This is a genomic window from Micromonospora sp. NPDC004336 (genome assembly GCF_053602615.1).
The window spans coordinates 1-20,727 of sequence record NZ_JBSGDY010000049.1 but is presented as its reverse complement, the minus strand read 5'-3'; the positions used below and the strand labels follow the sequence as shown (position 1 = coordinate 20,727).

At 76.9% G+C, this 20,727-nt stretch carries 15 protein-coding genes; 10 read left to right on the top strand and 5 right to left on the bottom strand.

Going from position 1 to position 20,727, the window contains the following annotated elements; translation table 11 throughout:
- Nucleotides 1-15: 15 nt before the first annotated feature.
- Nucleotides 16-795: a phage shock envelope stress response protein PspM gene (gene pspM, locus ACWENR_RS13415; protein WP_452277267.1), complete on the top strand. Its 780-nt coding sequence runs from the start codon at nt 16-18 to the stop codon at nt 793-795.
- Here pspM and ACWENR_RS13410 read toward each other — a convergent pair whose 3' ends face one another.
- Together ACWENR_RS13410 and ACWENR_RS13405 are read right to left on the bottom strand one after the other, a co-directional pair.
- A complete protein-coding gene (locus ACWENR_RS13410; protein ID WP_452277266.1) occupies nt 796-4,443 on the bottom strand; it encodes a hypothetical protein in 3,648 nt (1,215 codons plus the stop codon). It lies immediately after the preceding gene.
- A 225-nt stretch (nt 4,444-4,668) separates the two neighbouring features.
- The gene (locus ACWENR_RS13405) at nt 4,669-5,466 is read right to left on the bottom strand and encodes a DNA-formamidopyrimidine glycosylase family protein (RefSeq protein WP_452277265.1); all 798 of its coding nucleotides are present in this window, start codon (nt 5,464-5,466) and stop codon (nt 4,669-4,671) included.
- 110 nt (nt 5,467-5,576) lie between these two features.
- On the opposite strand from ACWENR_RS13405, the gene ACWENR_RS13400 reads away from it, so the two are divergent.
- Nucleotides 5,577-6,788: a hypothetical protein gene (locus ACWENR_RS13400; protein ID WP_452277264.1), complete on the top strand. Its 1,212-nt coding sequence runs from the start codon at nt 5,577-5,579 to the stop codon at nt 6,786-6,788.
- Nucleotides 6,789-6,831: 43 nt separating this feature from the next.
- Here ACWENR_RS13400 and ACWENR_RS13395 read toward each other — a convergent pair whose 3' ends face one another.
- On the bottom strand, nt 6,832-7,638 hold the full coding sequence (locus ACWENR_RS13395) for an SAM hydrolase/SAM-dependent halogenase family protein (protein ID WP_452277263.1): 807 nt from the start codon (nt 7,636-7,638) through the stop codon (nt 6,832-6,834).
- 10 nt (nt 7,639-7,648) lie between these two features.
- A complete protein-coding gene (locus tag ACWENR_RS13390; RefSeq protein WP_452277262.1) occupies nt 7,649-8,146 on the bottom strand; it encodes a GNAT family N-acetyltransferase in 498 nt (165 codons plus the stop codon).
- 156 nt (nt 8,147-8,302) lie between these two features.
- Here ACWENR_RS13390 and ACWENR_RS13385 point away from each other — a divergent pair, with 156 nt between their 5' ends.
- Entirely contained in the window at nt 8,303-8,896 is a 594-nt protein-coding gene (locus ACWENR_RS13385) for a hypothetical protein (protein ID WP_452277261.1), read from the top strand.
- 201 nt (nt 8,897-9,097) lie between these two features.
- On the opposite strand, the gene ACWENR_RS13380 is transcribed toward ACWENR_RS13385, so the two are convergent.
- The gene (locus ACWENR_RS13380) at nt 9,098-13,726 is read right to left on the bottom strand and encodes an ATP-dependent helicase (RefSeq protein WP_452277260.1); all 4,629 of its coding nucleotides are present in this window, start codon (nt 13,724-13,726) and stop codon (nt 9,098-9,100) included.
- A 170-nt stretch (nt 13,727-13,896) separates the two neighbouring features.
- On the opposite strand from ACWENR_RS13380, the gene ACWENR_RS13375 reads away from it, so the two are divergent.
- The 7 genes from ACWENR_RS13375 (at nt 13,897) to mnhG (ending at nt 20,648) form a co-directional block, all read left to right on the top strand.
- A complete protein-coding gene (locus ACWENR_RS13375; protein ID WP_452277259.1) occupies nt 13,897-14,283 on the top strand; it encodes a hypothetical protein in 387 nt (128 codons plus the stop codon).
- A 344-nt stretch (nt 14,284-14,627) separates the two neighbouring features.
- The gene (locus tag ACWENR_RS13370) at nt 14,628-17,462 is read left to right on the top strand and encodes a Na+/H+ antiporter subunit A (protein WP_452277258.1); all 2,835 of its coding nucleotides are present in this window, start codon (nt 14,628-14,630) and stop codon (nt 17,460-17,462) included.
- The gene (locus tag ACWENR_RS13365) at nt 17,459-17,938 is read left to right on the top strand and encodes a Na(+)/H(+) antiporter subunit C (protein WP_452277257.1); all 480 of its coding nucleotides are present in this window, start codon (nt 17,459-17,461) and stop codon (nt 17,936-17,938) included. Before ACWENR_RS13370 ends, ACWENR_RS13365 begins: the two co-directional genes overlap by 4 nt.
- A 25-nt stretch (nt 17,939-17,963) precedes the next feature.
- Nucleotides 17,964-19,469: a Na+/H+ antiporter subunit D gene (locus ACWENR_RS13360; RefSeq protein WP_452277256.1), complete on the top strand. Its 1,506-nt coding sequence runs from the start codon at nt 17,964-17,966 to the stop codon at nt 19,467-19,469.
- Nucleotides 19,466-20,050: a Na+/H+ antiporter subunit E gene (locus ACWENR_RS13355; protein ID WP_452277255.1), complete on the top strand. Its 585-nt coding sequence runs from the start codon at nt 19,466-19,468 to the stop codon at nt 20,048-20,050. The genes ACWENR_RS13360 and ACWENR_RS13355 overlap by 4 nt, the downstream gene beginning before the upstream one ends.
- Nucleotides 20,047-20,316 (top strand): monovalent cation/H+ antiporter complex subunit F, encoded by a 270-nt coding sequence (locus ACWENR_RS13350; RefSeq protein ID WP_452277254.1) that lies wholly within the window; start codon nt 20,047-20,049, stop codon nt 20,314-20,316. Before ACWENR_RS13355 ends, ACWENR_RS13350 begins: the two co-directional genes overlap by 4 nt.
- Nucleotides 20,316-20,648: a monovalent cation/H(+) antiporter subunit G gene (mnhG, locus tag ACWENR_RS13345; RefSeq protein WP_452277253.1), complete on the top strand. Its 333-nt coding sequence runs from the start codon at nt 20,316-20,318 to the stop codon at nt 20,646-20,648. Before ACWENR_RS13350 ends, mnhG begins: the two co-directional genes overlap by 1 nt.
- The last annotated feature ends 79 nt before the right edge of the window (nt 20,649-20,727 follow it).

The following is a 20,727-nucleotide window of genomic DNA, read 5'->3' as shown; positions in this document are numbered from 1 at the left end:
GTCGAGGAGGCAGCAGTGGCAGACGAGCGCACGCGGTACTTCCGGCGGCTGAGCCGGCTGCGGCGGTCCGCCCGCCGGTGGAGCGTCACCGCCGGTGGCCTCGGCGGCGCCGCCGCCGTGCTGACCCCGTACGCCGGGCTCGGGCTGCCCGACGCGGCCTGGGCGGCCGGGGCGGGCGGCGCGCTGGTGCTCGCGGCCTGGCGCTGGGTCGACCTGCGGGCGCTGGCCGCCCGCCCGGCGCCGCCCGCGCTCGACCCGGCCGAGGCCGCCGCGCGCTCCCGCGCCCGCCTGGTCGCCGCGGTGGAGCGCCTCCCCGCCGGCCCCGGCGTGCTGGCCGAGGCGCGCCGCGTGCGCTCCCGGGTGGCGCTGCGCGGCACCAGCGCCGCCGAGCCGTGGGCCCGACTCGACCGGGCCGCCCTCACCCTCGCCGGGATGACCGGCCGGCTGACCGGGCTGGCCGAGCCCGCCCTGCTGGAGGCCGCCGAGGCCGACCGCTCGCTGCGCGACCTCGCCGGCAAGGTGGCCAGCGTCGAACGCGCGCTGCGGCTCGCCCCGGCCGACGCCCGGCCGCCGCTGGCCGAGGCGCACCGGGCGTTGACCGGGCAGCTGGAGCAGGGCGTCGCCGCGTACGAGCGGCTGGTCGTGGCCGCCGCCGGCTACGTGGCCGAGGACGCCCGCCCCGACGCCGACCACCCGGCCGCCTCCCGGCTGACCGAGGCGACCGACCTGCTGCACGGGGTGGCCGGGGCGCTGTCCGAGCTGCGCGGGGTCGGCACGTCGCTGCGTACCCCCTGATCAGGGCGGCGTGGTGACCGGCACCGGGCCGGTGAACGGCGAGCTGCCGACGACGTTGAACGACCGGATGCGGTAGTGGTAGGTGACGCCGCGGGCCAGGCCGGTGTTGGTGAACCCGCGGCCGGTGACGGTGAAGGTGGCCACCTCCCGCGCGAACGCCGGGTCCAGCGCCCGCTGCACGATGAATCCGGCGCCCGCGCCGGTGGGGGTGCTCGCCGACCAGCCGAGGATCACCGTCGCCGTGTCCGGCCCGGGCGCGGTGGCGGTGGCGGTCACCCCGGTGGGCAGGCCCGGGGCCGGCGGGGTCGTGACCCGGCCGACCGTCGACCAGGGTGAGGCGGCCCCGAGATAGGTGGTCCGCACCCGGTAGTAGTACGTGGTGTCCGGCGCGACCGCCGAGTCGAGGTGGTTGTCGCCGACCCCGATCGCGGTGGTGCCGGGCCCGCTGCTGAAGGTCGGGTTGGTGGCCCGCTGCACGTCGATCCCGGTGGCGAAGGAGCGGTTGGTCCAGCGCAGCGCGATCCGCAGCGGCGCGGCCGGCGGGATCGCCGCGGTCAGCCCGGCCGGCGCGGCGAGCTGCACCGACGCCGGCACGCTGTTGGACCAGGTGGAGCAGCTCACCGCGTTCTCCGCCCGGATCCGGTAGTGGTAGGTCACGCCGGGCGTGACGGTGGCGTCGGTGTAGCGGGTCGCCGTGGCCGCCACGGTGATCGCGGTGAGGCCCTGCGTGAAGGCGGGGTCGGTGGCCCGCTGCAGCAGGTGACTGGTGGGCGCCGGGCGGCTGCCGTTGCCCGTCCAGGCCAGCGCGATCGCCGGCAGCGCGGTCGCCGAGCCGGGGGCCGGCGTCGCGGTCAGCCCGGTCGGCGCCCGCGGGGAGACCCGGAGCACCAACGGCCGGGTCATGCCCTGGTCGCGCTGGCCGGCGAGCTGGCTGTGCCAGTGGTATTCCCAACCCAGGTTGACGAGCTGGTTCACCACCACGGCCGGTCGCCCGTCGACCGGGCTGACCGGGGTCGAGCCGGTGCGGGCGCCGGCCGGCCGGGCCGGGTCGAGCAGCCGTACGCTGTCGCCGATCTTGAACGGCAGGGGCGGCGCGACGGGCCGCAGGGCGACGATCACGTCCTCCCTGGGGTTGACCCGCACGACCTGCTTCCAGCCCCGCTCGGCGGGGTGCGGCGGGCGGGTGGCGCCGTCCCAGCCGACCCGGTTGACCAGTTGCACGTCGCAGCCGGCGAAGCACACCGGCTGGGTCTGCCGACTGTTGCCGCGGACCCGCCAGAGCTGGGTGCCGTCGGCGGACGCGCCCACGCCGACGGCCGGGTCGCTGACGTGCAGCACCTCCGTGGCCGGGTCGGTGGGGCCGAGCGGCAGGGTGGCGGGGGAGAGCGGCCCGGCCTGCGGGTGGCCCACGCCCAGCCGGCCCACCAGCCGCCCGTGCTCCGGTTCGAAGACCTGCTGCACCGCCTTGACCTCGATCGGCAGCAGCACGGGAGCCGCGCCGCCGGTCGGGACGAAGCTGACCGTGGCGGCGTGCACCGGCACCACGGTCTCCCGGGCGGTCCGGGTGCCGAACGCCGGGTCGTACGCCGCCTGCGGCACGATCGGCGGGCGCTGGCTGGCCGCGTACGCGCGGGGGAGCCGGTCGCGCAGCCGGGCCAGGTCGTACGGCGCGGCCGGGGTGCCGGCGACCCGGAACTGGAGCAGGGTGCGGGTGTTCGGCCCGTACCCGGGGCGGGTGGGCGGCGCGCCGCCCTCGGCGCCGCGGTCCGGGGCGTCCGTGTGGTGGTCGGCGCGCGGGTCGAAGCCGGGCAGCGGGGCCGGGCAGTCGTTGTAGAGGATCAGCGTGCCGCCGGGCGGGACGGCGGAGAAGTCCACCAGCACGTCGGCGACCTCGCCCGGGGCGAGCAGCAGCGCGTGCGCGTCGACGTTGAGCACGGTCGGGTCGCGCCGGTCGTACCGGTAGCCGACGGGCTGGTTGGGCACCACCACCGGCGCGGGGAGCAGGCCGCACTCGTTGCCGATCTGGATCAGCTCCGGCCCGGCGGCGCGGGGGTCCGGCACCCCGCCCTCCCGCCCGTCCGTGGGCCAGCCCGCCGGGCGCCCCGGCGCGCGGACCGCCTCCACCATCGGCACCTCGCCGGCGTCCGCGTCGGCCAGGTCGCCCTCCGCGTCCCACATCGGCCCGTCCGAGCGGGCCCGGTAGAGCTGGAGGTTGAGGGCGCGGTCCAGGCAGGCGTTGAGGATCCGGAACCGGTACGTCCTCGGCTCGACCTCCAGGTACGGGTACGCGATCCCGTTGACGAGCATGGTGTCGCCGAACGCGTCCGGCACCGCCGACGGGTGCGGCACGCCCGGCGTCAGCGGCGGCTCGTCGGGGTCGGCGACCGGATCGTGGTGCGGGTTCGGCACCGGGGCGGCCTCGGGCGTCCCGCGCTGCTCCCCGAGCCCGGCCTGCGCCGCCGTACGCGACCACGGGCCGTAGTCCCACCGGCCGGTCGGGTTCGTCCCGTCCGCCCGGTGGGGGTTCTGCCGGGGCTGGTAGACGTGCGGGTGCCAGAGGCTGCCCCGGGAGCCCCAGCGGTCCCGGTCCCAGGTCGGGTCCTCCCCGGCGAGCTGGGTGTCGTCCGGCACGAAGGTCTTGTCCTCGATCACCAGGGGCGACTGGTCGGCGGGGAGCACGCCGTCGGCGACGAGTTCCTCCTCGGCCGGGTCGGTGAGCAGGTAGAGCGCCAGCTGGCCGGAGTAGACGGTCAGCCGGGCCAGGCCGACGGTGTTGTCGTGGAACCAGCAGAGCCGGCCGCTCTGCTCGTTGGGGTAGTAGAGGGTGGTGGCCCCCGCGCCGGGCGGCGGCATGTCGGGCACGTGGGTGAGGCCGACCCCGCTCGGGTACGGCGTGATCTCGCCCGCCGGGGTCACCCACTGCCAGGGGTTGCCGGCGCTGATCCAGCCGGTGTGCGCGCCCGCCAGGCGCAGCACCGCCCGGTTCTGCGGGTAGGGCGCGGGCCCGTCGACGCGGCCGGTCCCCGCGCCCTCGACGGTCGGGTCGACCGGCAGGAACAGCTCCCCGGCCCGCCCGGTGGGGAGCTGGTTGATGAACTTGATCCGCACCGGGCGGCCCCGCCGGGCCAGGACGACCGGGCCGAGGTGCCAGGGGCGTCCCGCCGGCACGACCGTGTTGTGCCCGTTGGCGTCCGTGCCGAGGTTGAGCTGCCGGTAGCCGCGCAGCCGGGTGGCCGGCAGGTCCCGGTGCAGCCGCTGCGCGTACTGCTCCAGGACGATCTCGTAGTAGTCGCAGCCCGGGTAGCTGATGGTGTCCGGCACCGCCACGGGCAGGTGTCCGCCCAGCTCGGTGCGCCCGAGCGGGCCGAGGCCGGGCAGCGCGTCGACGAACTTGCGGATGCCGGTGCCGGGCACGACCCGGCCGTCGGCCTCGACGACCGGCAGCGGGCTGCGGGCGTAGTTCGGCACCGGGCCGAAGCAGCGCGGCACGGCGGCCGGGTCGAGGCTGGCCGGCGCCGGGCCCGGCGCCTCGGGGCGGCGGGCCGAGGGAACGGGTCCCGCCGGCCGGGCACCGTCGGCGGCCTCGTCCGCGGTGCGGGCCGGCGCCCGCTCCGCCCACGGGATCCGGAGTCTGCGGAACAGGTCCATGGCTCTCCCCGGTCCGGGCGCTCGGACGGCCACGGCGGCGTGGCGGCCCTCGCGCGTCGCTGACGATGCGTGAGGAGTCAACCGCAGCATGCGACGCCGGCGCGGGGTTAGGAAGTACCCAATCGTCCGTTTCTGTGGCGCGGACCGGACTTCCCGGCGCCGGGCCGGAGTGTCCCGCCCGACACGCCGGGCCGGCGGGGCGAGGGGCGCCCACAGGCGTCGTCGTCAGCCGGTCGCGGGCTCCGGCTGGCAGACGGGGCACCAGTAGGTGACCCGTTCGCCCAGCTCCTCCTTGCGGATGGCGGTGCCGCAGCGACGGCAGGGCTGGGCGCGCCGCCCGTAGACGTAGCTGGTCCGCCCCCGGTGCAGCGACCCGGTGGTGCTCTGCGTCCAGCGGCCCCGGTTGGCCGCGAGCAGCCGCTGCGCCAGCGCGACCGTGCCGGCGAGGTCCGGCACCGCGCGCACCGGCGTCCACGGCGAGACGCCGCGCAGGAAGAGGACCTCGCACTTGTAGAGGTTGCCGACGCCGGCCAGGTTGCGCTGGTCGAGCAGCGCCTCGCCGATGGTGGCGTCCGGGTGGGCGGCGAGCCGGCGCACCGCCTCGGCCGGGTCCCAGTCCGCGCCGAGCAGGTCGGGGCCGAGGTGGCCGACCAGCGAGCCCTCCTCGGCGGTCGGCACCAGCGCCAGCTCGTGCAGGTGGTAGCCGACGGCCACCGCGCGCGGGGCGCGCAGCACCGCCCGGACGAGGTGGGCCGGCCGGGCCGTCCAGCGTTCCCCCGGCGCGTACGCCCGCCAGGCGCCCTCCATCCGCAGGTGCGAGTGCAGCGTCCAGCGCGCCCCGTCGGGGGCGGCGAGGCGGAGCAGCAGGTGCTTGCCCCGGCTGGCCGACTCCCGCACCGCCCAGCCGGTCAGGTCGGTCGTGGCGAGCCGCGGCACCCGCAGGTCGCTGCCGGTCAGGCGGGCGTCCGCCAGCGCGCGGTGCAGGACGCGGGCGGTGTTCCAGACGGTGTCGCCTTCGGGCACCCCACCATCCTCCCTCGTCCGAGCGGTATTCGCATGTGTCGCTATTTGTAGGGAGGTTCCCATTGATCTCCCGACAAGAGCAGGATCAGGGAGTTCTGAGGAGAATAGCCATGAAAATGCCTCAACGTCGGATCCCCGCCGCCGCCCTGACCGCCGTACTCGCCGTCGCCCTGCTGCCCGCCCCGACCCCCGCGCTAGCCGCGCCCCGCGCCGAGCGGTGGGCCACCGACCTCTCCCGCGTCGACGCCGACGACGTCAACGTCCGGTACACCCGTGCCGGGCTCCGCCTGGCCGACCCCCGCCCGAGCGCCGGCCGCCCGCGCCGCGGCCCGGTGGCCGAGGGGATGCTCCTCACCGCGCCCCGCACCCTGGCACGGCCCGCCAACCGGATCCGCGCCCAGGTCGCCGCCCGGGTCGCCGCCGGCACGACCGCCGACGCCGAGGTGCGGGGCTGGCGGGCGGGCGGCTGGACCGAGTGGCGCGCCGCCACCGGCGACGCGGCCGTCTTCGACCGCCCGGTGACCCGGGTGCAGGCCCGGGTGGTGCTCGGCACGCGCCGGCCCGGCGCCACCGCCGAGGTGCGCGCCGTGCGGCTCACCGCCGACACCGCCGCCGCCCTCACCGCCGCCACCCCCGGCCTCACCTACCGGGTGTACGCGACCCGGATCGGCCTGGTCGGCGACACGACCGCCAACGGGCACACCATCGTGCCCCGGGACCACTTCGTCGCGCTGCCCTCCCGGCGCGGCCTGGCCCCGCGCGACACCGGCGACTACACCGTCCGGGTGTGCACCACCAGCGGCAGCCGCTGCGAGTACGCGCCGGTCTGGGACGTGGGCCCGTGGAACACCCGGGACGACTACTGGAACCTCAGCGGGGTGCGGGAGAACTGGAAGGACCTGCCGCAGGGCCGGCCCCAGGCGCAGGCCGCCTACCAGTACGGCTACAACGGCGGGCGGGACCAGTTCGGCCGGGTGGTGCTGAACCCGGCCGGCATCGACCTGGCCGACGGCACCTTCTGGGACGGGTTGCAGCTCGGCACCAACGCCTGGGTCGACGTGGCGTACCTGTGGACCGGGTCCGGCCCGCGCGGCGTGGTCGGCGACGGCCCGCTCAACATCCGCGCCGGCGCGAGCACGGCGTACGCGGTGCGCGGGCTCGCCGCCCGGTACGCCAACGTGCCCATCCAGTGCCATGTGACCGGGCAGACAATCGCCGGCCCGTACCGCACCACCAGCCGGTGGAACCGCCTCGCCGGCGGGCAGTACGTCAGCCACGCGTACGTCTCGGCGGTCTACGGCGGCACGGTGCCGCCCTGCTGATCCCCGCCGACTCCGCCGGGTCGGGCCGCTGGCGGCCCGGCGGTCAGCCGGCGGCGACCCGCAGCAGGTCGCCCGGCGCCACCGCGAGCAGGTCGACCGCCCGGCCGCCGTTGACCGCCACGGCGACCAGCCCGGCCGAGTCGGCGTGCACCACCAGCCCGCCCGCCGGGGCGTCGCCGAAGGTGCGGCCGTGCACGGCCGCGCGGCCGGCGCCCGGCCCGGCGCCCGGCCGCACCCGCACCCGGGCCGGCAGCGGCGCCAGCAGGCCGGCCGGCGCGGCCAGTTGCACGTTGCCGAAGTGGTCCACGGTCAGCACCTCGGCGGTGAAGCCGGCCGGCTCCGCCCGGACCACCGGCGCCGGCAGCCGGACGAGGCTCTCCGGGGCCACCGCCGGGCCGGCCTCGGACAGCGGCGCGCCGAGCGCGAGCCGCGCGGCCACCGGCGCGAAGACGTCCCGGCCGTGGAACGTGCCGGACACCTCGGGCGCGAGCCACTCCGGGGCGGTCAGCTCGACGGCCGCGGTCACGCCGCCCAGCGCCTCGGCGGCGTCGACGAGCAGCCCGTTGTCCGGCCCTACCAGCAGGCCGCGCGGCGCGGCCAGCGCGACCCCCCGGCGGGCGGTGCCGACACCGGGGTCGACCACCGCGACGTGGACGCCCTCGGGCAGGTGGGGCACGGTCTGCGCCAGCACCGCCGCGCCCCGGCGCACGTCGGCCGGCGGGACCAGGTGCGTCACGTCGATGACCCGGGCGGCCGGCGCCAGCCGGGCGATCACCCCGTGGCAGGCGGCCACGAAGCCGTCGGCGAGACCGTAGTCGGTGGTGAACGAGATCCAGGGGGCGCGGTCCATGCCCGGCAGGTTAGCCGCCGGCGGTGAGCCGCAGTTCGAGGATCAGCTCGTCGTGCAGCGGGATGCCGTCCGCGCCGACGACGGGGATGGTCGGCTTCAGCCGGCGGGCCCGGTCCACCGCGCCGGGGTCCACCCGCGCCAGCCGCAGCCCGCGCCGCTGGTAGAACCGCAGCGCCCGCAGGTTGTCGTTCGTCGTGACGAGCCACATCCGGGCCCGGCCCTCGGCCCGCGCCAGGTCGGCGGCGGCCGCGAGCAGGGCGGTGCCGACGCCCCCGCCGGGCGTCGCCGCGGCCAGGCTGACCACCTCCAGCCCGTCGCCGTCGCCGTGGTGGGCCAGGGCGCCGACGACCGCGCCGGCGCCGTCGACCGCCACCAGCGTGGGCAGCGTACGCAGGTCGTAGCGGGTGTCGTGGACCACGACGTACGGGCCGCCCCACTCCCGGTCGTGCAGCGCGTCGACCGCCGCGCGGTCCCCGGCCCGGGCCGGGCGGACGGCCACCCCGGTCATCGTCGGCTCCCCTCGTCGACCGGCTCGGCATCGTACCGCCGCTGCTCGGGGCGGGCATCCGGGCATCCGGGTCGCCGGGCGCTGGCGGATATGGGACAGCGCGGTGGCCGACCGGCCACTGGCCGGGACGGGACCGGGTTGGGCAGACTGCCAGGGGTGACCAACCGGAGCCTGCGTGCCGTCGCCGTTCTCGTGATCGCCGCCGCCCTCGCCGCCGCGTGCGGCGACGACGCGGCGGAGTCCCCGCGCGCCGCGACCCCGGCCGCCCCGGCCTCGACCCCCGCCGCCCCGTCGGCCCCGGCCGGCGTACCGTCGGGCGGCCCCGGCGCGCCCGCGACGGCCACGACGCCCGCCGCCCCAACCACGGGCCCGGGCGGACCGGGCACCGGCGCCACCGAACGCCGACCCGCCAGCCCGCCGCCGGTGGAGCTGCCCGTCCGGCCGGCCGGGACGCCGGGCGCCCGGCAGGTCGTCGACGCGTTCCGGGCCGCCGGGCTGAAGGTGCCGAACCCGCGCGACCGGTCGGTCGACTGCGGGCCCGACGGGCTGGGCCTGGGCTGCTCCGAGCTGATCGCCACCGACGCCGTCACCGTCTACGTCTTCCCCGACCCGTCGAGCGCCGGCGACGTCGCCGAGACCTGGGGCGGCCAGTCCTACCGGCACGGCGCCGTGGTGCTCAACTACCTGGAGGCCAGGACCCCGGCGGCGGACCGGGCCAGATACGAGAAGGTCCTCGCCGGCCTGCGCTGACGGTAGGTCGGCCCGGCCGGTCGGACCCGGCCGGTCGGCGCGGCCCTCGCGCTCGCGTGGGGCCCGGTCGGCCCGGTCGGTCGGACCCGGTCGGTCGGCGCGGCCCTCGCGCTCGCGCGGTGCCCCGTCGGCCCGACCGGGCGGCCAAACCGGTCGGCTTGGCCGGTCGGCCCGACCCTGGTGGGCTGGCGCGGTGCCCGGTCAGCCGCGCAGGCGCAGGCCGCGCGGGGTGGCCCGGAAGCCGGCGGCGGTGAGCGCGTCGCGCAGCGGCGAGACGCCCACCGCCTCGCCGTCGGCCCGCTCCACCGACATCGCCCCCAACGCTCCGGAATGGACCGCGTCGGCGAGCGCCTTACCGGCCGCCGCCAGCGCGTCCGTGTCGTCGGTGAAGGAGAGGATGGTCCGCCCGCCGCGCTCGACGTAGAGCACCAGGTCGCCGGCGACCAGCACCACCAGGGCGCCGGCCTTGCGCCCCGCCCGGTGCCCGGTCGCCGGGGCGGCGCCGTCGCCCGAGTCGACCACCCGTTCCGGCCAGGGCAGCGCCGCGCCGTAGGGGTTGGCCGGGTCGGTCGCCGCGAGCACCAGGGTCGGCCCGCCGCGACCCCGACCGCCGTCGGCCGGCTCCGCCAGCGCCCGGATCCGGTCCACCGCGCCCGGCACCGCGAACTGCGCCGCGCCCAGCCCCTCGACGAAGTAGCCCCGGCGGGCGGCGCCGCGCTCCTCCAGCGCGGAGAGCACCGGATAGACCGCGGCGAAGCCGCCGGCCACCTGCTCGGCCACGACCGCCCCCCGGGTCACCACGCCGTGCCGTTCGAGCAGCACGTCGGCCAGGGCCGCGGCACGGCGCGTCGGGTCGGTGTCGCGCTCGGGCAGGCGGGACCAGCGGCCGGCGACGGTCGGCGGGCCGCCCCGGGTCGGCAGGGCCACCCGCCCGGGGCGGCGGTAGCGGGTGCGCGGAGCGGCCGGGCGGGACCGGTGCGCCCCGCCGCCGCCCAGCGCCGCCCGCAGCGGGGCCAGCGTGTCGTTGGTCAGGTGCCCGGCCCAGACCAGATCCCAGAGGGCGGCGGTCAGCGCGGCGTCGTCGGTCGAGCCCACCCGGTCGGACAGCGACCGGAAGAACAGCGCCTGCCCGTCGCCGAGGGCGTCGAGCACCGCGTCGTGCAACGGGGTGCGGGCGAGCGCCTCGTCGGGCGGGGGCAGCAGCAGCGGGGCCACGTCCGCGTACGCGAGGGTGACCCAGCCGTCCCCGCCGGAGATCGCCCCGGAGCCGGCCCACAGCACCTCGCCGCTGGCGCACAGCTCGTCGAGCTGGGCGGGGGAGTAGTCGGCGACCCGGCCGGGCAGCACGAGGCGCTCCAGGGCCGACGCCGGCACCGCCGCCCCCTGCAACTGCTCGACGGCGGCGGCCAGCGCCTCCACCCCGCGCGCCGACGAGCCGACCTGCTGCCAGCGGGGCAGGAACGCGGCCAGCGCGCGGGGCGGCACCGGCTCGATCTCCCGGCGCAGGGCGGCGAGGGACCGGCGGCGCAGCAGGCGCAGCACCTCCGCGTCGCACCACTGGGTGCCGGCCGTGTCGGGGGCGAACTCGCCGGAGACGACCCGCCCGGAGGCGACGAGCCGGCGCAGCGCCTGCTCCACCACGGCCACCCCGAGCCCGAAGCGGGCGGCGCAGCTGGCGGCCGCGAACGGGCCGTGCGTACGCGCGTAGCGGGCGACCAGGTCGCCGAGGGGGTCCGCCACCGGCGCGAGGTACGCCTCGGCGACCCCGACCGGCAGGGCCACGCCGAGGGCGTCGCGCAGCCGGGCCGCGTCCTCGACGCCGACCCAGCGTTCCTCGCCGGCGATGCGCACCCGCAGCACCCGGCGGGCGGCCGCCAGCTCGGTCAGCCACTGCACGGGCGCGCCCCGCTCCGCCAGCTCGGCCTCGGAGAGGTCACCGACCACGCGGAGCAGCTCGACCACGTCCTCCGCGTCGCGCGGGCGGCGCTGCTCGGTCAGCCAGCGCAGCTGCCGCCCGGTCTCGGCCAGCACCGCCGGGTCGAGCAGCTCCCGCAGGTCGACGCGGCCGAGCAGCTCGCCGAGCAGGGCCGAGTCCAGGGCGAGCGCGGCGGCCCGGCGCTCGGCCAGCGGGGCGTCGCCCTCGTAGAGGAAGGCCCCGACGTAGCCGAACAGCAGCGACCGGGCGAACGGCGAGGGCTGGGCCGTCTCGACCTCGACCAGGCGCACCCTGCGGGCGGCCAGGTCGCGCATCAGCTCGGCCAGGGCCGGCTGGTCGAAGACGTCCTGGAGGCACTCCCGGGCCGCCTCCAGGGTGACCGGGAAGTCGGCGTACTCGCGGGCGACGTCGAGCAACTGGGCGGCCCGCTGGCGCTGCTGCCACAGGGGCTGGCGGCGGCGCGGGTCGCGGCGGGGCAGCAGCAGCGACCGGGCGGCGCACTCCCGGAACCGGGACGCGAACAGGGCGGAGGTGCCGACCGACTCCTCGACGAGCTGGGCGATCTCCTCCGGATCGAAGACCACCACGTCGGCGCCGGGCGGCTCGTCGGCGGTGTCGGGCAGGCGGACGACGATGCCGTCGTCGGAGGGCATCACCTGGGCGTCCACCCCGTAGCGCTCGGCGAGCCGGCGCCCGATCGCCAGCGCCCAGGGCCCGTTGACCCGGGCGCCGAGCACGCTGTGCACGGCCAGCCGCCAGTCGCCCAGCTCGTCGCGGAAGCGCTCGACCACCACCGTGCGGTCGTCGGGCAGGGACCGGGTGGCGGCGCGCTGCTCGCGCAGGTAGGCCATCAGGTTGCCGGCGGCCCAGTCGTCGAGCCCGCCGGCCCGCAGCGCGGCGACCGCGGCCTCGTCGTCCTGCCGCAGCAGGGCCCGCACCCGCGCGCCGATGGCCCGGCCCAGCTCGACGGGGCGGCCGAGCTGGTCGCCCTTCCAGAACGGCATCTTCGCCGCCTGCCCCGGGGCGGGGGAGACCAGCACCCGGTCGGGCGTGATCTCCTCGATCCGCCAGGAGGACGAGCCGAGCAGGAACACGTCGCCCACCCGCGACTCGTAGACCATCTCCTCGTCCAGCTCGCCGACCCGGGCGGCCCGTTCGGCGCCGGCCAGGAAGACGCCGAAGAGGCCCCGGTCGGGGATGGTGCCGCCGCTGGTCACCGCGAGGCGCTGGGCCCCGGGCCGGCCGGTGAGGACGTCGGCGGCGCGGTCCCAGACCAGCCGGGGCCGCAGCTCGGCGAAGGCGGTGGACGGGTAGCGGCCGGAGAGCATGTCGAGCACGGCGTGCAGCGCCGAGTCGGGCAGCTCCGCGAAGGGCGCCGCCCGGCGGACCACGACGGCCAGGTCGCCGACGTGCCACGGCTCCAGCGCGACCATGGCGACGACCTGCTGGGCCAGCACGTCGAGCGGGTTGCGCGGGTAGTGCAGCTCCTCGATGGCGCCGCCGCCCATCCGCTCGGCCACCACGGTGCAGGAGAGCAGGTCGCCCCGGTGCTTGGGGAAGACCACGCCCCGCGAGACCGCGCCGACCTGGTGCCCGGCCCGGCCGACCCGCTGCAGGCCGGCGGCCACGCTGGGCGGCGCCTCGATCTGCACCACCAGGTCGACCGCGCCCATGTCGATGCCCAGCTCCAGGCTGGAGGTGGCCACCACGGCGGGCAGCTGGCCGGACTTGAGCGCCTCCTCGATGTGCTTGCGTTCCTCCCGGGACACGCTGCCGTGGTGGGCGCGGGCGATCACCGGTGGCGCGCCGGCTGCCGCGCCCGCCTGGGCCATCGTCTCCGCCGGCGTCCGTCGCGCCGGGCCGGGGCCGCCCGGCGCGACGGTGGCGGGACCGTGGCCACCCGGCCCGGCGGCGCCTCGGGCGGGCGCGGACCGGTCGCCCCCGCCGGGCCCGGTCGGCTCCTCGGCGGCCAGCTCGTTGAGCCGGGCGCAGAGCCGCTCGGCGGAGCGGCGCGAGTTGGTGAAGACGATGGTCGAGCGGTGCGCCCGGATCAGGGCGAGGACTCGCTCCTCCACCGCCGGCCAGATCGACGCCCGGCGCGGCCCGAGCCCGCCGAGATCGTCCTCCGGCGGCTCCTGCTCGTCGAGGCGGGTCATGTCCTCCACCGGCACCTGGACGCTGACCTCGATCGTCTTGGCGGTGGGCGGCGCGACGACGTCGACCGGGCGGGCGCCGCCGAGGAAGCGGGCGCACGCGTCGACCGGCCGGACCGTGGCGGACAGGCCGATCCGCTGTGCCGGCGCGGGCAGCAGCTCGTCGAGGCGTTCGAGGGAGAGCGCGAGGTGGGCCCCGCGCTTGGTGCCGGCCACCGCGTGCACCTCGTCGACGATCACCGTCTCGACGCCGCGCAGGGAGTCGCGGGCGGCCGAGGTGAGCAGGAGGAACAGCGACTCGGGCGTGGTGATGAGGATGTCGGGCGGGGTGCGGGCGAACGCGCGCCGCTCGTCGGCCGGGGTGTCGCCCGTGCGCATCCCCACGGTGATCTCGGGCGGGGCGATGCCGAGTCGGCTGGCGGCCTGCCGGATCCCGGCGAGGGGGGCGCGCAGGTTGCGCTCGACGTCGACCGCGAGCGCCTTGAGCGGGCTGACGTAGAGCACCCGACACCGGTGTCGACGGTCGGCGGGGACGGGCTCGCGGGCCAGCCGGTCGAGCGACCAGAGGAAGGCCGCGAGGGTCTTGCCGGAGCCGGTCGGCGCCACCACCAGCGCGTTGCGGCCGGCGGCGACCGAGTTCCAGGCGCCGGCCTGGGCCGGGGTGGGCGCGGCGAAGGCGGCCGTGAACCACTCGCGGGTGGCCGCGCCGAATCCCGCCATCGCATCCGTCACGCCATCCATCCTGCCTCGACGGTGTGACACCCGGCCGCCGGCGGGCGCTGCTTGTGTCCCGGTCCGGTTCAAACGCGATGGTTGTACCGTTGAATGCGTTAAGTCTTACTTAACTGCTTGCTTGTGGCGCGCAACATAAAGTAACTTCACTCGGAGCCGGCCGGGGTGGAGGGGATCGGATGACCGTCGAGCAGCGGAGCTTCGAGCCCGGCACCGACGTGCTCATCCGCAAGGTCGACAGTCACCTCGCCGCCGTCCGGGCCGGCCTGGCCGGCCCGGAGCTGGAGCTGGCCGAGCGGCTCGCGGCCGCGCTGCGCGAGCTGGTCGTCTCCACCGCCCAGTCCAGCGCCGCCGACCGGGGCCAGGTGCGCGCCGCGGTGCACTACTTCGTGCTGCGCCGGGAGAGCCGCGGCCGGCTGCTGTCGGTGCGGTCCCTCGCCGCCGCCCAGCGGGTGGTCAACAAGGTCGTGCTCCAGCTCGGCCGCCCCGACCTGCTGGTGGAGTCCCGCCGGGAGCGCCCCGCCCGGGAGCCCGCCGTCCCGGCCTCCGACGTCGCCGTCGGCTGACGCCACACCGCCACACCGCCACACCGCCAGGCCGCCAGGCCGCGCCGCCATGCTGCCGCGCTGCGCCGAGACCTGCGCCGCTCTGCGCCACACCGCCGCGCTGCGCCGAGACCTGCGCCGCTCTGCGCCACACCGCCGCGCTGCGCCGAGACCTGCGTCGCGCTGCCGCGCCGCACCGCCAACACCGCCGCGCCACGCCGCCGTACCTACGGGAGATCGACTCCGCCAGGCCAACGGACGAATTCCCGCAAAACGGCCCGGCGGGCCGTTATCTGGCGTCTGATCGCAGCTAGGCGCCGGCCCGTCCCCGGCGCCCGCCGCTGCCACCTCGACCGGGAGTGCGGGTGCTCGTACTGCTGATCCTCCACCTCGCGGCGGCCCTCGTGGCGCCGCTGCTGGTCCGGCGGTGGGGTCCGCGCGCCTGCTATCCGCTGGCGCTGGCGCCGGCCGCCGCCGCCGGCTGGGCGCTGGCCCGCACGCCGGCCGTCCGCGACGGCGGGACGGTGGTCGAGACGTACCCGTGGATCCGGCAGCTGGGGCTCGACCTGGCGCTGCGGCTGACCACCCTGTCCTGGCTGATGACCCTGCTGGTCGGCGGCGTCGGCGCGCTGGTGCTCGTCTACAGCGCCCGCTACTTCGCCCCCGGGTCGGTCGGGCTGGCCCGCTTCGCGGCCGTCCTGGTGGCCTTCGCGGGGGCGATGCTCGGCCTGGTCCTCGCCGACGACCTGCTGCTGCTCTACGTCTGCTGGGAGCTGACCACGATCTTCTCGTACCTGCTGATCGGGCACAGCACGGAGCGGCGCGCCAGTCGCTGGGCGGCCGCCCAGGCGTTGACGGTGACCACCCTCGGCGGGCTCGCCATGCTGGTCGGGTTCATCATGCTCGGTCACCACGCCGGCAGTCACCGGTGGTCCGAGATCGCCGCCGGCCCGCTGCCGGGCGGGGCGTACCTGGTCACGGCGGTGCTGCTGATCCTGGCCGGGGCGCTGTCGAAGTCGGCGGTGCTGCCGTTCAGCTCCTGGCTGCCGGTGGCGATGGCGGCGCCCACGCCGGTGAGCGCCTACCTGCACGCCGCCGCGATGGTGAAGGCCGGCGTGTACCTGATCGGGCTGCTCGCCCCGGTGCTGGCGACCGTCGGCCCGTGGCGGCCGGTGGTGGTGGTCGCCGGCCTCGCGACGATGCTCGCCGGCGGCTGGGCGGCGCTGCGACAGACCGACCTGAAGCTGCTGCTGGCGTACGGCACGGTCAGCCAGCTCGGCCTGCTCGCGGTGGTCGTCGGCGCGGGCACCCCGGACGCCGCGCTGGCCGGCGCTGCCATGCTGCTGGCCCACGCCCTGTTCAAGGCGGCGCTGTTCCTCGTCGTCGGCATCGTCGACCACGGCGCCGGCACCCGGGACCTGCGGGAGCTGTCCGGCCTGGGCCGGCGGGCGCCGCTGCTGGCGACCGTCGCGGTGCTCGCCGCCGCGTCGATGGCCGGCCTGCCGCCGCTGGTCGGTTTCGTCGCCAAGGAGGCCGTGCTGGCCGCCTTCACCGACCGGCCGGTGGTGCTCGCCGTGCTGGTGGCCGGCACGGCGCTCACCGTCGCCTACAGCGCCCGGTTCGTCTGGGGCGCGTTCGCCACCCGGCCGGGAGTGGAGCCGACCGGCGTGGGCCGGGTCGCCGCGCCGATGCTCGCCCCGCCGGCCCTGCTCGCCCTCCTCGGGCTGGTCGCCGGCCCGGCCGCCGGGCTCCTCGACGACCTGCTCAGCCCGTACGCCGAGCTCTTCGGCACGGTCGGCGGGCACCTGGCGCTGTGGCACGGCCCCACCGCCGCGCTGGGCCTCTCCGCCCTCGCCGTGGCCGGCGGCGCGGCGCTGTTCGCGCTGCGCGGCCCGCTCGCCCCGGTGCTGGCCCGGCTGCGCGTCCCGGTCAGCGGCAACCAGGGCTACGAGTGGGTGATCGGCCGGTTCGACCGGATGGCCATCGAGGTCACGAGCGTCACCCAGCGTGGCTCCCTGCCCCAGTACCTCGGGATCATCCTGCTCACCCTCGCGGTGCTGCCCGGCGGGGCGATGCTGGCCACCCGCCCGTGGCGGGACCGGATCGACCTGTGGGACAACCCGCTCCAGGTCGTGGTGGTGGCCGTGGTCGCCGCGGCGGCGGTGCTCGCGGTGGGCGCCCGCCGGCGGCTGACGGCGATGCTGCTGGTGGGGATGACCGGCTACGGCAGCGCGATGCTCTTCGTCCTCTACGGCGCGCCGGACCTGGCGCTGACCCAGTTCCTCGTCGAGACCGCCACCATCGCGGTGTTCGTGCTGGTGTTGCGCCGGCTGCCCGAGCGCTTCTCGGCGCGCCCGCGCCGCCGCCGCTGGGTGCGCCGGGCGATCGGCGTGGCGGCCGGCGTGGTGGCGGCCGGGCTGGCGCTGACCGCGGCGGCGGCCCGCCAGGCGCCCACCATCTCCGATGCGTTCCCGGACCTGGCGGTCACCCAGGGGTACGGCCGCAACGTGGTCAACGTGACCCTGGTCGACATCCGCGCGTGGGACACGATGGGGGAGCTGGCGGTGCTGGTGGTGGCCGCGACCGGCGTGGCCAGCCTGATCTTCCAGCGGTCCCGGACCGACCCGCGTCCGCGCCGGCCGGAGCCGTCGACCCGGCCGCACCGCCCGGACCGCCCGGTCTGGCTGCGCGGCGGCGTGACCCTGCACGCCCGGCGCCGCTCCATCGTGCTGGAGGTGGTCACCCGACTGATCTTCCACACCGTGGTGGCGTTCTCCCTGTTCCTGCTCTTCTCCGGCCACAACGCGCCGGGCGGCGGCTTCGCCGGCGGCCTGGTGGCGAGCCTGGCGCTGGTCGTGCGCTACCTGGCGGGCGGCCGGGACGAGCTGGCCGAGGCCGCCCCGGTCGGCGCCGGCACGGTGCTCGGCGCCGGCCTCTTCGTCTCGGTCGGCACCGGGGCGATCGCGCTGCTCGCGGGCGGGTCGGTGCTGGAGAGCGCCCGGGTCGACCTCTGGCTGCCGCTGATCGGCAAGTTCTACCTGGTCACCTCCCTCTTCTTCGACGTCGGGGTCTATCTCGTCGTGGTCGGGCTGGTGCTGGACATCCTGCGCAGTCTCGGCGCCGAGGTGGACCGGCACATCGAGGCGGCCGGCGCCACCGGCGGCGGGCTGCGCGTCGACCGGGGCGGGAGGCGGACGTGAGACCGGGCGTGGAGGGGCCCACCCTGGTCCTGGTCGTGGCCGTCGGGGTGCTGTTCGGCTGCGGGGTCGCGCTGCTGCTGGAGCGCAGCCTGACCCGGATCCTGCTCGGCGTCATCCTGGTCAGCAACGGGGCCAACGCCCTCATCCTGATGGGCGGACGGGCCGGCGCCGCGCCCGTGGTCGGGGCCGCGCCCGCCGGCCGGCTCAGCGACGCGCTGCCGCAGGCCATGATCCTCACCGCCATCGTGATCACCTTCGGGCTGAGCGCGTTCCTGCTGGCGGTGAGCTACCGCAGCTGGTACCTGACCGGCGACGACGAGGTGCCCGACGACATCGAGGACCGGCAGGTCAGGCGGGCGGCCGAGCGCAACGAGCCGGCCACCGCCGACCTCGGCGGCGAGGGCGCGGACGCCGACCCCGAGCAGGTCGACCCCGAACCGCCCCGCCGGCTCCGGCCCGGGGACGGTCCCGGATGACCGGGTACGCCGAACGGGCCGCCCGGTGAACGCGCTCGTGCCGCTGCCGGTGGTGGTGCCGCTGCTGGGCGCGGCGCTGACCCTGCTGCTGGCCCGGTGGTCCCACCTGCAACGGGCCGTCAGCGTGACCTGCCTGGCCGCCACCGTGGTGGTGGCGGCGCTGCTGCTGGTGCAGGCCTACCGGCACGGGCCGGTGGTGGTGCAGGTCGGCGGGTGGCCGGCGCCGGTGGGCATCGTGCTGGTCGCCGACCAGTTGGCCGCGCTGATGCTGGTGGTCTCCTCGGCGGTGACCCTCTGCGTGCTGCTCTACTCCGTCGGCCAGGGCCAGGGGGACTTCGGCGAGACCGTCCCGGTGACCATCTACCACCCGACATACCTGGTGCTGACCGCCGGCGTGACGAACGCGTTCCTCGCCGGCGACCTGTTCAACCTCTTCGTCGGGTTCGAGATCCTGCTCGCCGCGAGCTTCGTCCTGATCACCCTCGGCGGCACCGAGACGCGGATCCGCACCGGCTCGACGTACGTCGTGGTCAGCATCCTGTCCTCGATGCTGTTCCTGACCGCGACGGGCCTGGTGTACGCGGCCACCGGCACGCTCAACATGGCCCAGCTCGCCCACCGGCTGGACGCGCTGCCGGACGGCGTACGGCTGAGCCTGGAGCTGACCCTGCTGCTCGCCTTCGGGATCAAGGCGGCGGTCTTCCCGCTCTCGGCCTGGTTGCCGGACAGCTACCCGACCGCGCCGGCCCCGGTGACGGCGGTCTTCGCCGGCCTGCTCACCAAGGTCGGCGTCTACGCGATCATCCGGACCGAGACGCTGCTCTTCCCCGACGGGCAGGTCGCCGGGCTGCTGCTGGTGGTGGCGGGGCTGACCATGGTGGTGGGGATCCTCGGCGCGGTGGCGCAGTCCGACATGAAGCGGCTCTTCTCGTTCACCCTGGTCAGCCACATCGGTTACATGATCTTCGGGGTGGCGCTGAGCACCGTGGCCGGGCTCTCCGGCGCGATCTTCTACGTGGTGCACCACATCACCATCCAGACCACACTGTTCCTGGTCGCCGGGCTGGTCGAGGAGCGGGCCGGCAGCACCGACCTGCGTCGGCTCGGCGGGTTGGCCCGGGTGGCGCCCGTGCTCGGGGTCCTCTTCTTCGTGCCGGCGATGAACCTCGCGGGCGTGCCGCCGTTCTCCGGTTTCCTCGGCAAGCTCGGCCTGCTCCAGGCCGGGGTGGCGGCCGGCGGCCCGCTGCCCGGCGCGCTGGTCGCGGCGGGGGCGGCGACCAGCCTGCTCACCCTCTACGTGGCCTCCCGGGTTTGGAACATCGCCTTCTGGCGGGCCCCGCGACTGGCCACCACCGAGCCGGTGGTGCGGCTGCCCGGGCTGATGGTCGGCGCGACGATCGCGCTGGTCGTGCTCGGGCTGGCGCTGACGGTCGGCGCCGGGCCGCTCTTCGACGTCACCGCCGACGCGGCCGCCGACCTGCGCGCGCGCACCCCCTACATCCGTAGCGTGCTGCCCGGCGGCGCACCGTGAGCCCGGAACCGGCCGCGCCGCCGCCCGGCCGGGTGGCGCGGTGGCGCGACCAGGCGATCGCCCTCGGCTGGCTGGTCATGGTGTGGAACCTGTTCTGGGGCGACTTCTCCTGGGGCAACCTGGCCGGTGGATTGCTGGTGGCGGGGGCGGTGCTCCTGTTCTTCCCGCTGCCGCCGGTCAGCTTCGGCGGCCGGCTGCGGCCCTGGGCGCTGCTGGTCTTCCTGGTGCGGTTCGTCGGCGAGCTGATCAGTGCCAGCGCGCACGTCGCCCGGATCGCCGTACAGCCGGGCTACCTGCCGCGCGGGGCGATCATCGCGGTCCCCCTGCGCGTACGCACCGACCTCAACCTGGCGCTCACCGCGGAGGTGGTCTCGCTGGTGCCGGGCACGCTGATCGTCGAGGCGGACCGGGACGCCGGGATCCTCTACGTGCACGTGCTCGACGTCCACGGCCCGCAGGACCTGGCCGGCAGCCGGGAGCGGATTCTCGCCGTCGAGCGGCGGATCGTGCGGGCGGTCGGCTCCGCGGCGGAGCTGCGCCGGGTGGAGTCCGATCCCGTCGAGAGGGGACCCCGATCGTGACCGCGTTCCTCGCCGTCGTCCTCACCACCCTCTTCTCGGTGACGGCCCTGCTCGCGCTGATCCGGCTCTACCGGGGGCCGTCCCTGATCGACCGCGTGGTCGCCGCCGACATGCTGCTCGCCACCATGGTCGGCGCGGTCGGCGCCGAGGCGGCGGTCAACCGGCACGCCACGACGCTGCCGGTGCTGGTGGTGCTCTCCCTGCTCGGCTTCGTCGGCTCGGTGTCGCTGGTCCGCTTCGCCGTCCGCGAGGACGAGGAGGCGTGATGATCGACACGGTCGCGGACTGGGTCGGCGCGGGTTGCCTGGTGACCGGCGCGCTGCTGAGCCTCGCCGCCGGGGTCGGGGTGCTGCGCTTCCCGACGACGCTGGACCGGATGCACGCGGCCACCAAGCCGCAGGTGCTCGGGGTGCTGCTCCTGCTGCTCGGCGTGGCGCTGCGCCTGCGCGCCCCGGCCGACCTGGGCATGGTGGCCCTGGTCGGGATCTTCCAACTGGCCACCGCGCCGGTGGCGGCGCAGATGATCGGCCGGGCCGCCTACCGCGCCGGCCGGGTGGATCCGGAGCTGCTCGACGCCGACGAACTCGCCGACCGCTGAGCGGGTCGGCCGCTGGGCGGGCCGCTTCGAGGTCGCCTCCGGCGGCGACCTGACCCTGAAGGACCTCACCCTCAAGGGC

Coding starts and splice junctions, on each gene's coding strand:
- ACWENR_RS13380 (WP_452277260.1), bottom strand. CDS start 13,726: ATGGATGGCGTGACGGATGCGATGGCGGGATTCGGCGCGGCCACCCGC.
- ACWENR_RS13390 (WP_452277262.1), bottom strand. CDS start 8,146: ATGACCGGGGTGGCCGTCCGCCCGGCCCGGGCCGGGGACCGCGCGGCG.
- mnhG (WP_452277253.1), top strand. CDS start 20,316: ATGATCGACACGGTCGCGGACTGGGTCGGCGCGGGTTGCCTGGTGACC.
- ACWENR_RS13400 (WP_452277264.1), top strand. CDS start 5,577: ATGAAAATGCCTCAACGTCGGATCCCCGCCGCCGCCCTGACCGCCGTA.
- ACWENR_RS13375 (WP_452277259.1), top strand. CDS start 13,897: ATGACCGTCGAGCAGCGGAGCTTCGAGCCCGGCACCGACGTGCTCATC.
- ACWENR_RS13410 (WP_452277266.1), bottom strand. CDS start 4,443: ATGGACCTGTTCCGCAGACTCCGGATCCCGTGGGCGGAGCGGGCGCCG.
- ACWENR_RS13395 (WP_452277263.1), bottom strand. CDS start 7,638: ATGGACCGCGCCCCCTGGATCTCGTTCACCACCGACTACGGTCTCGCC.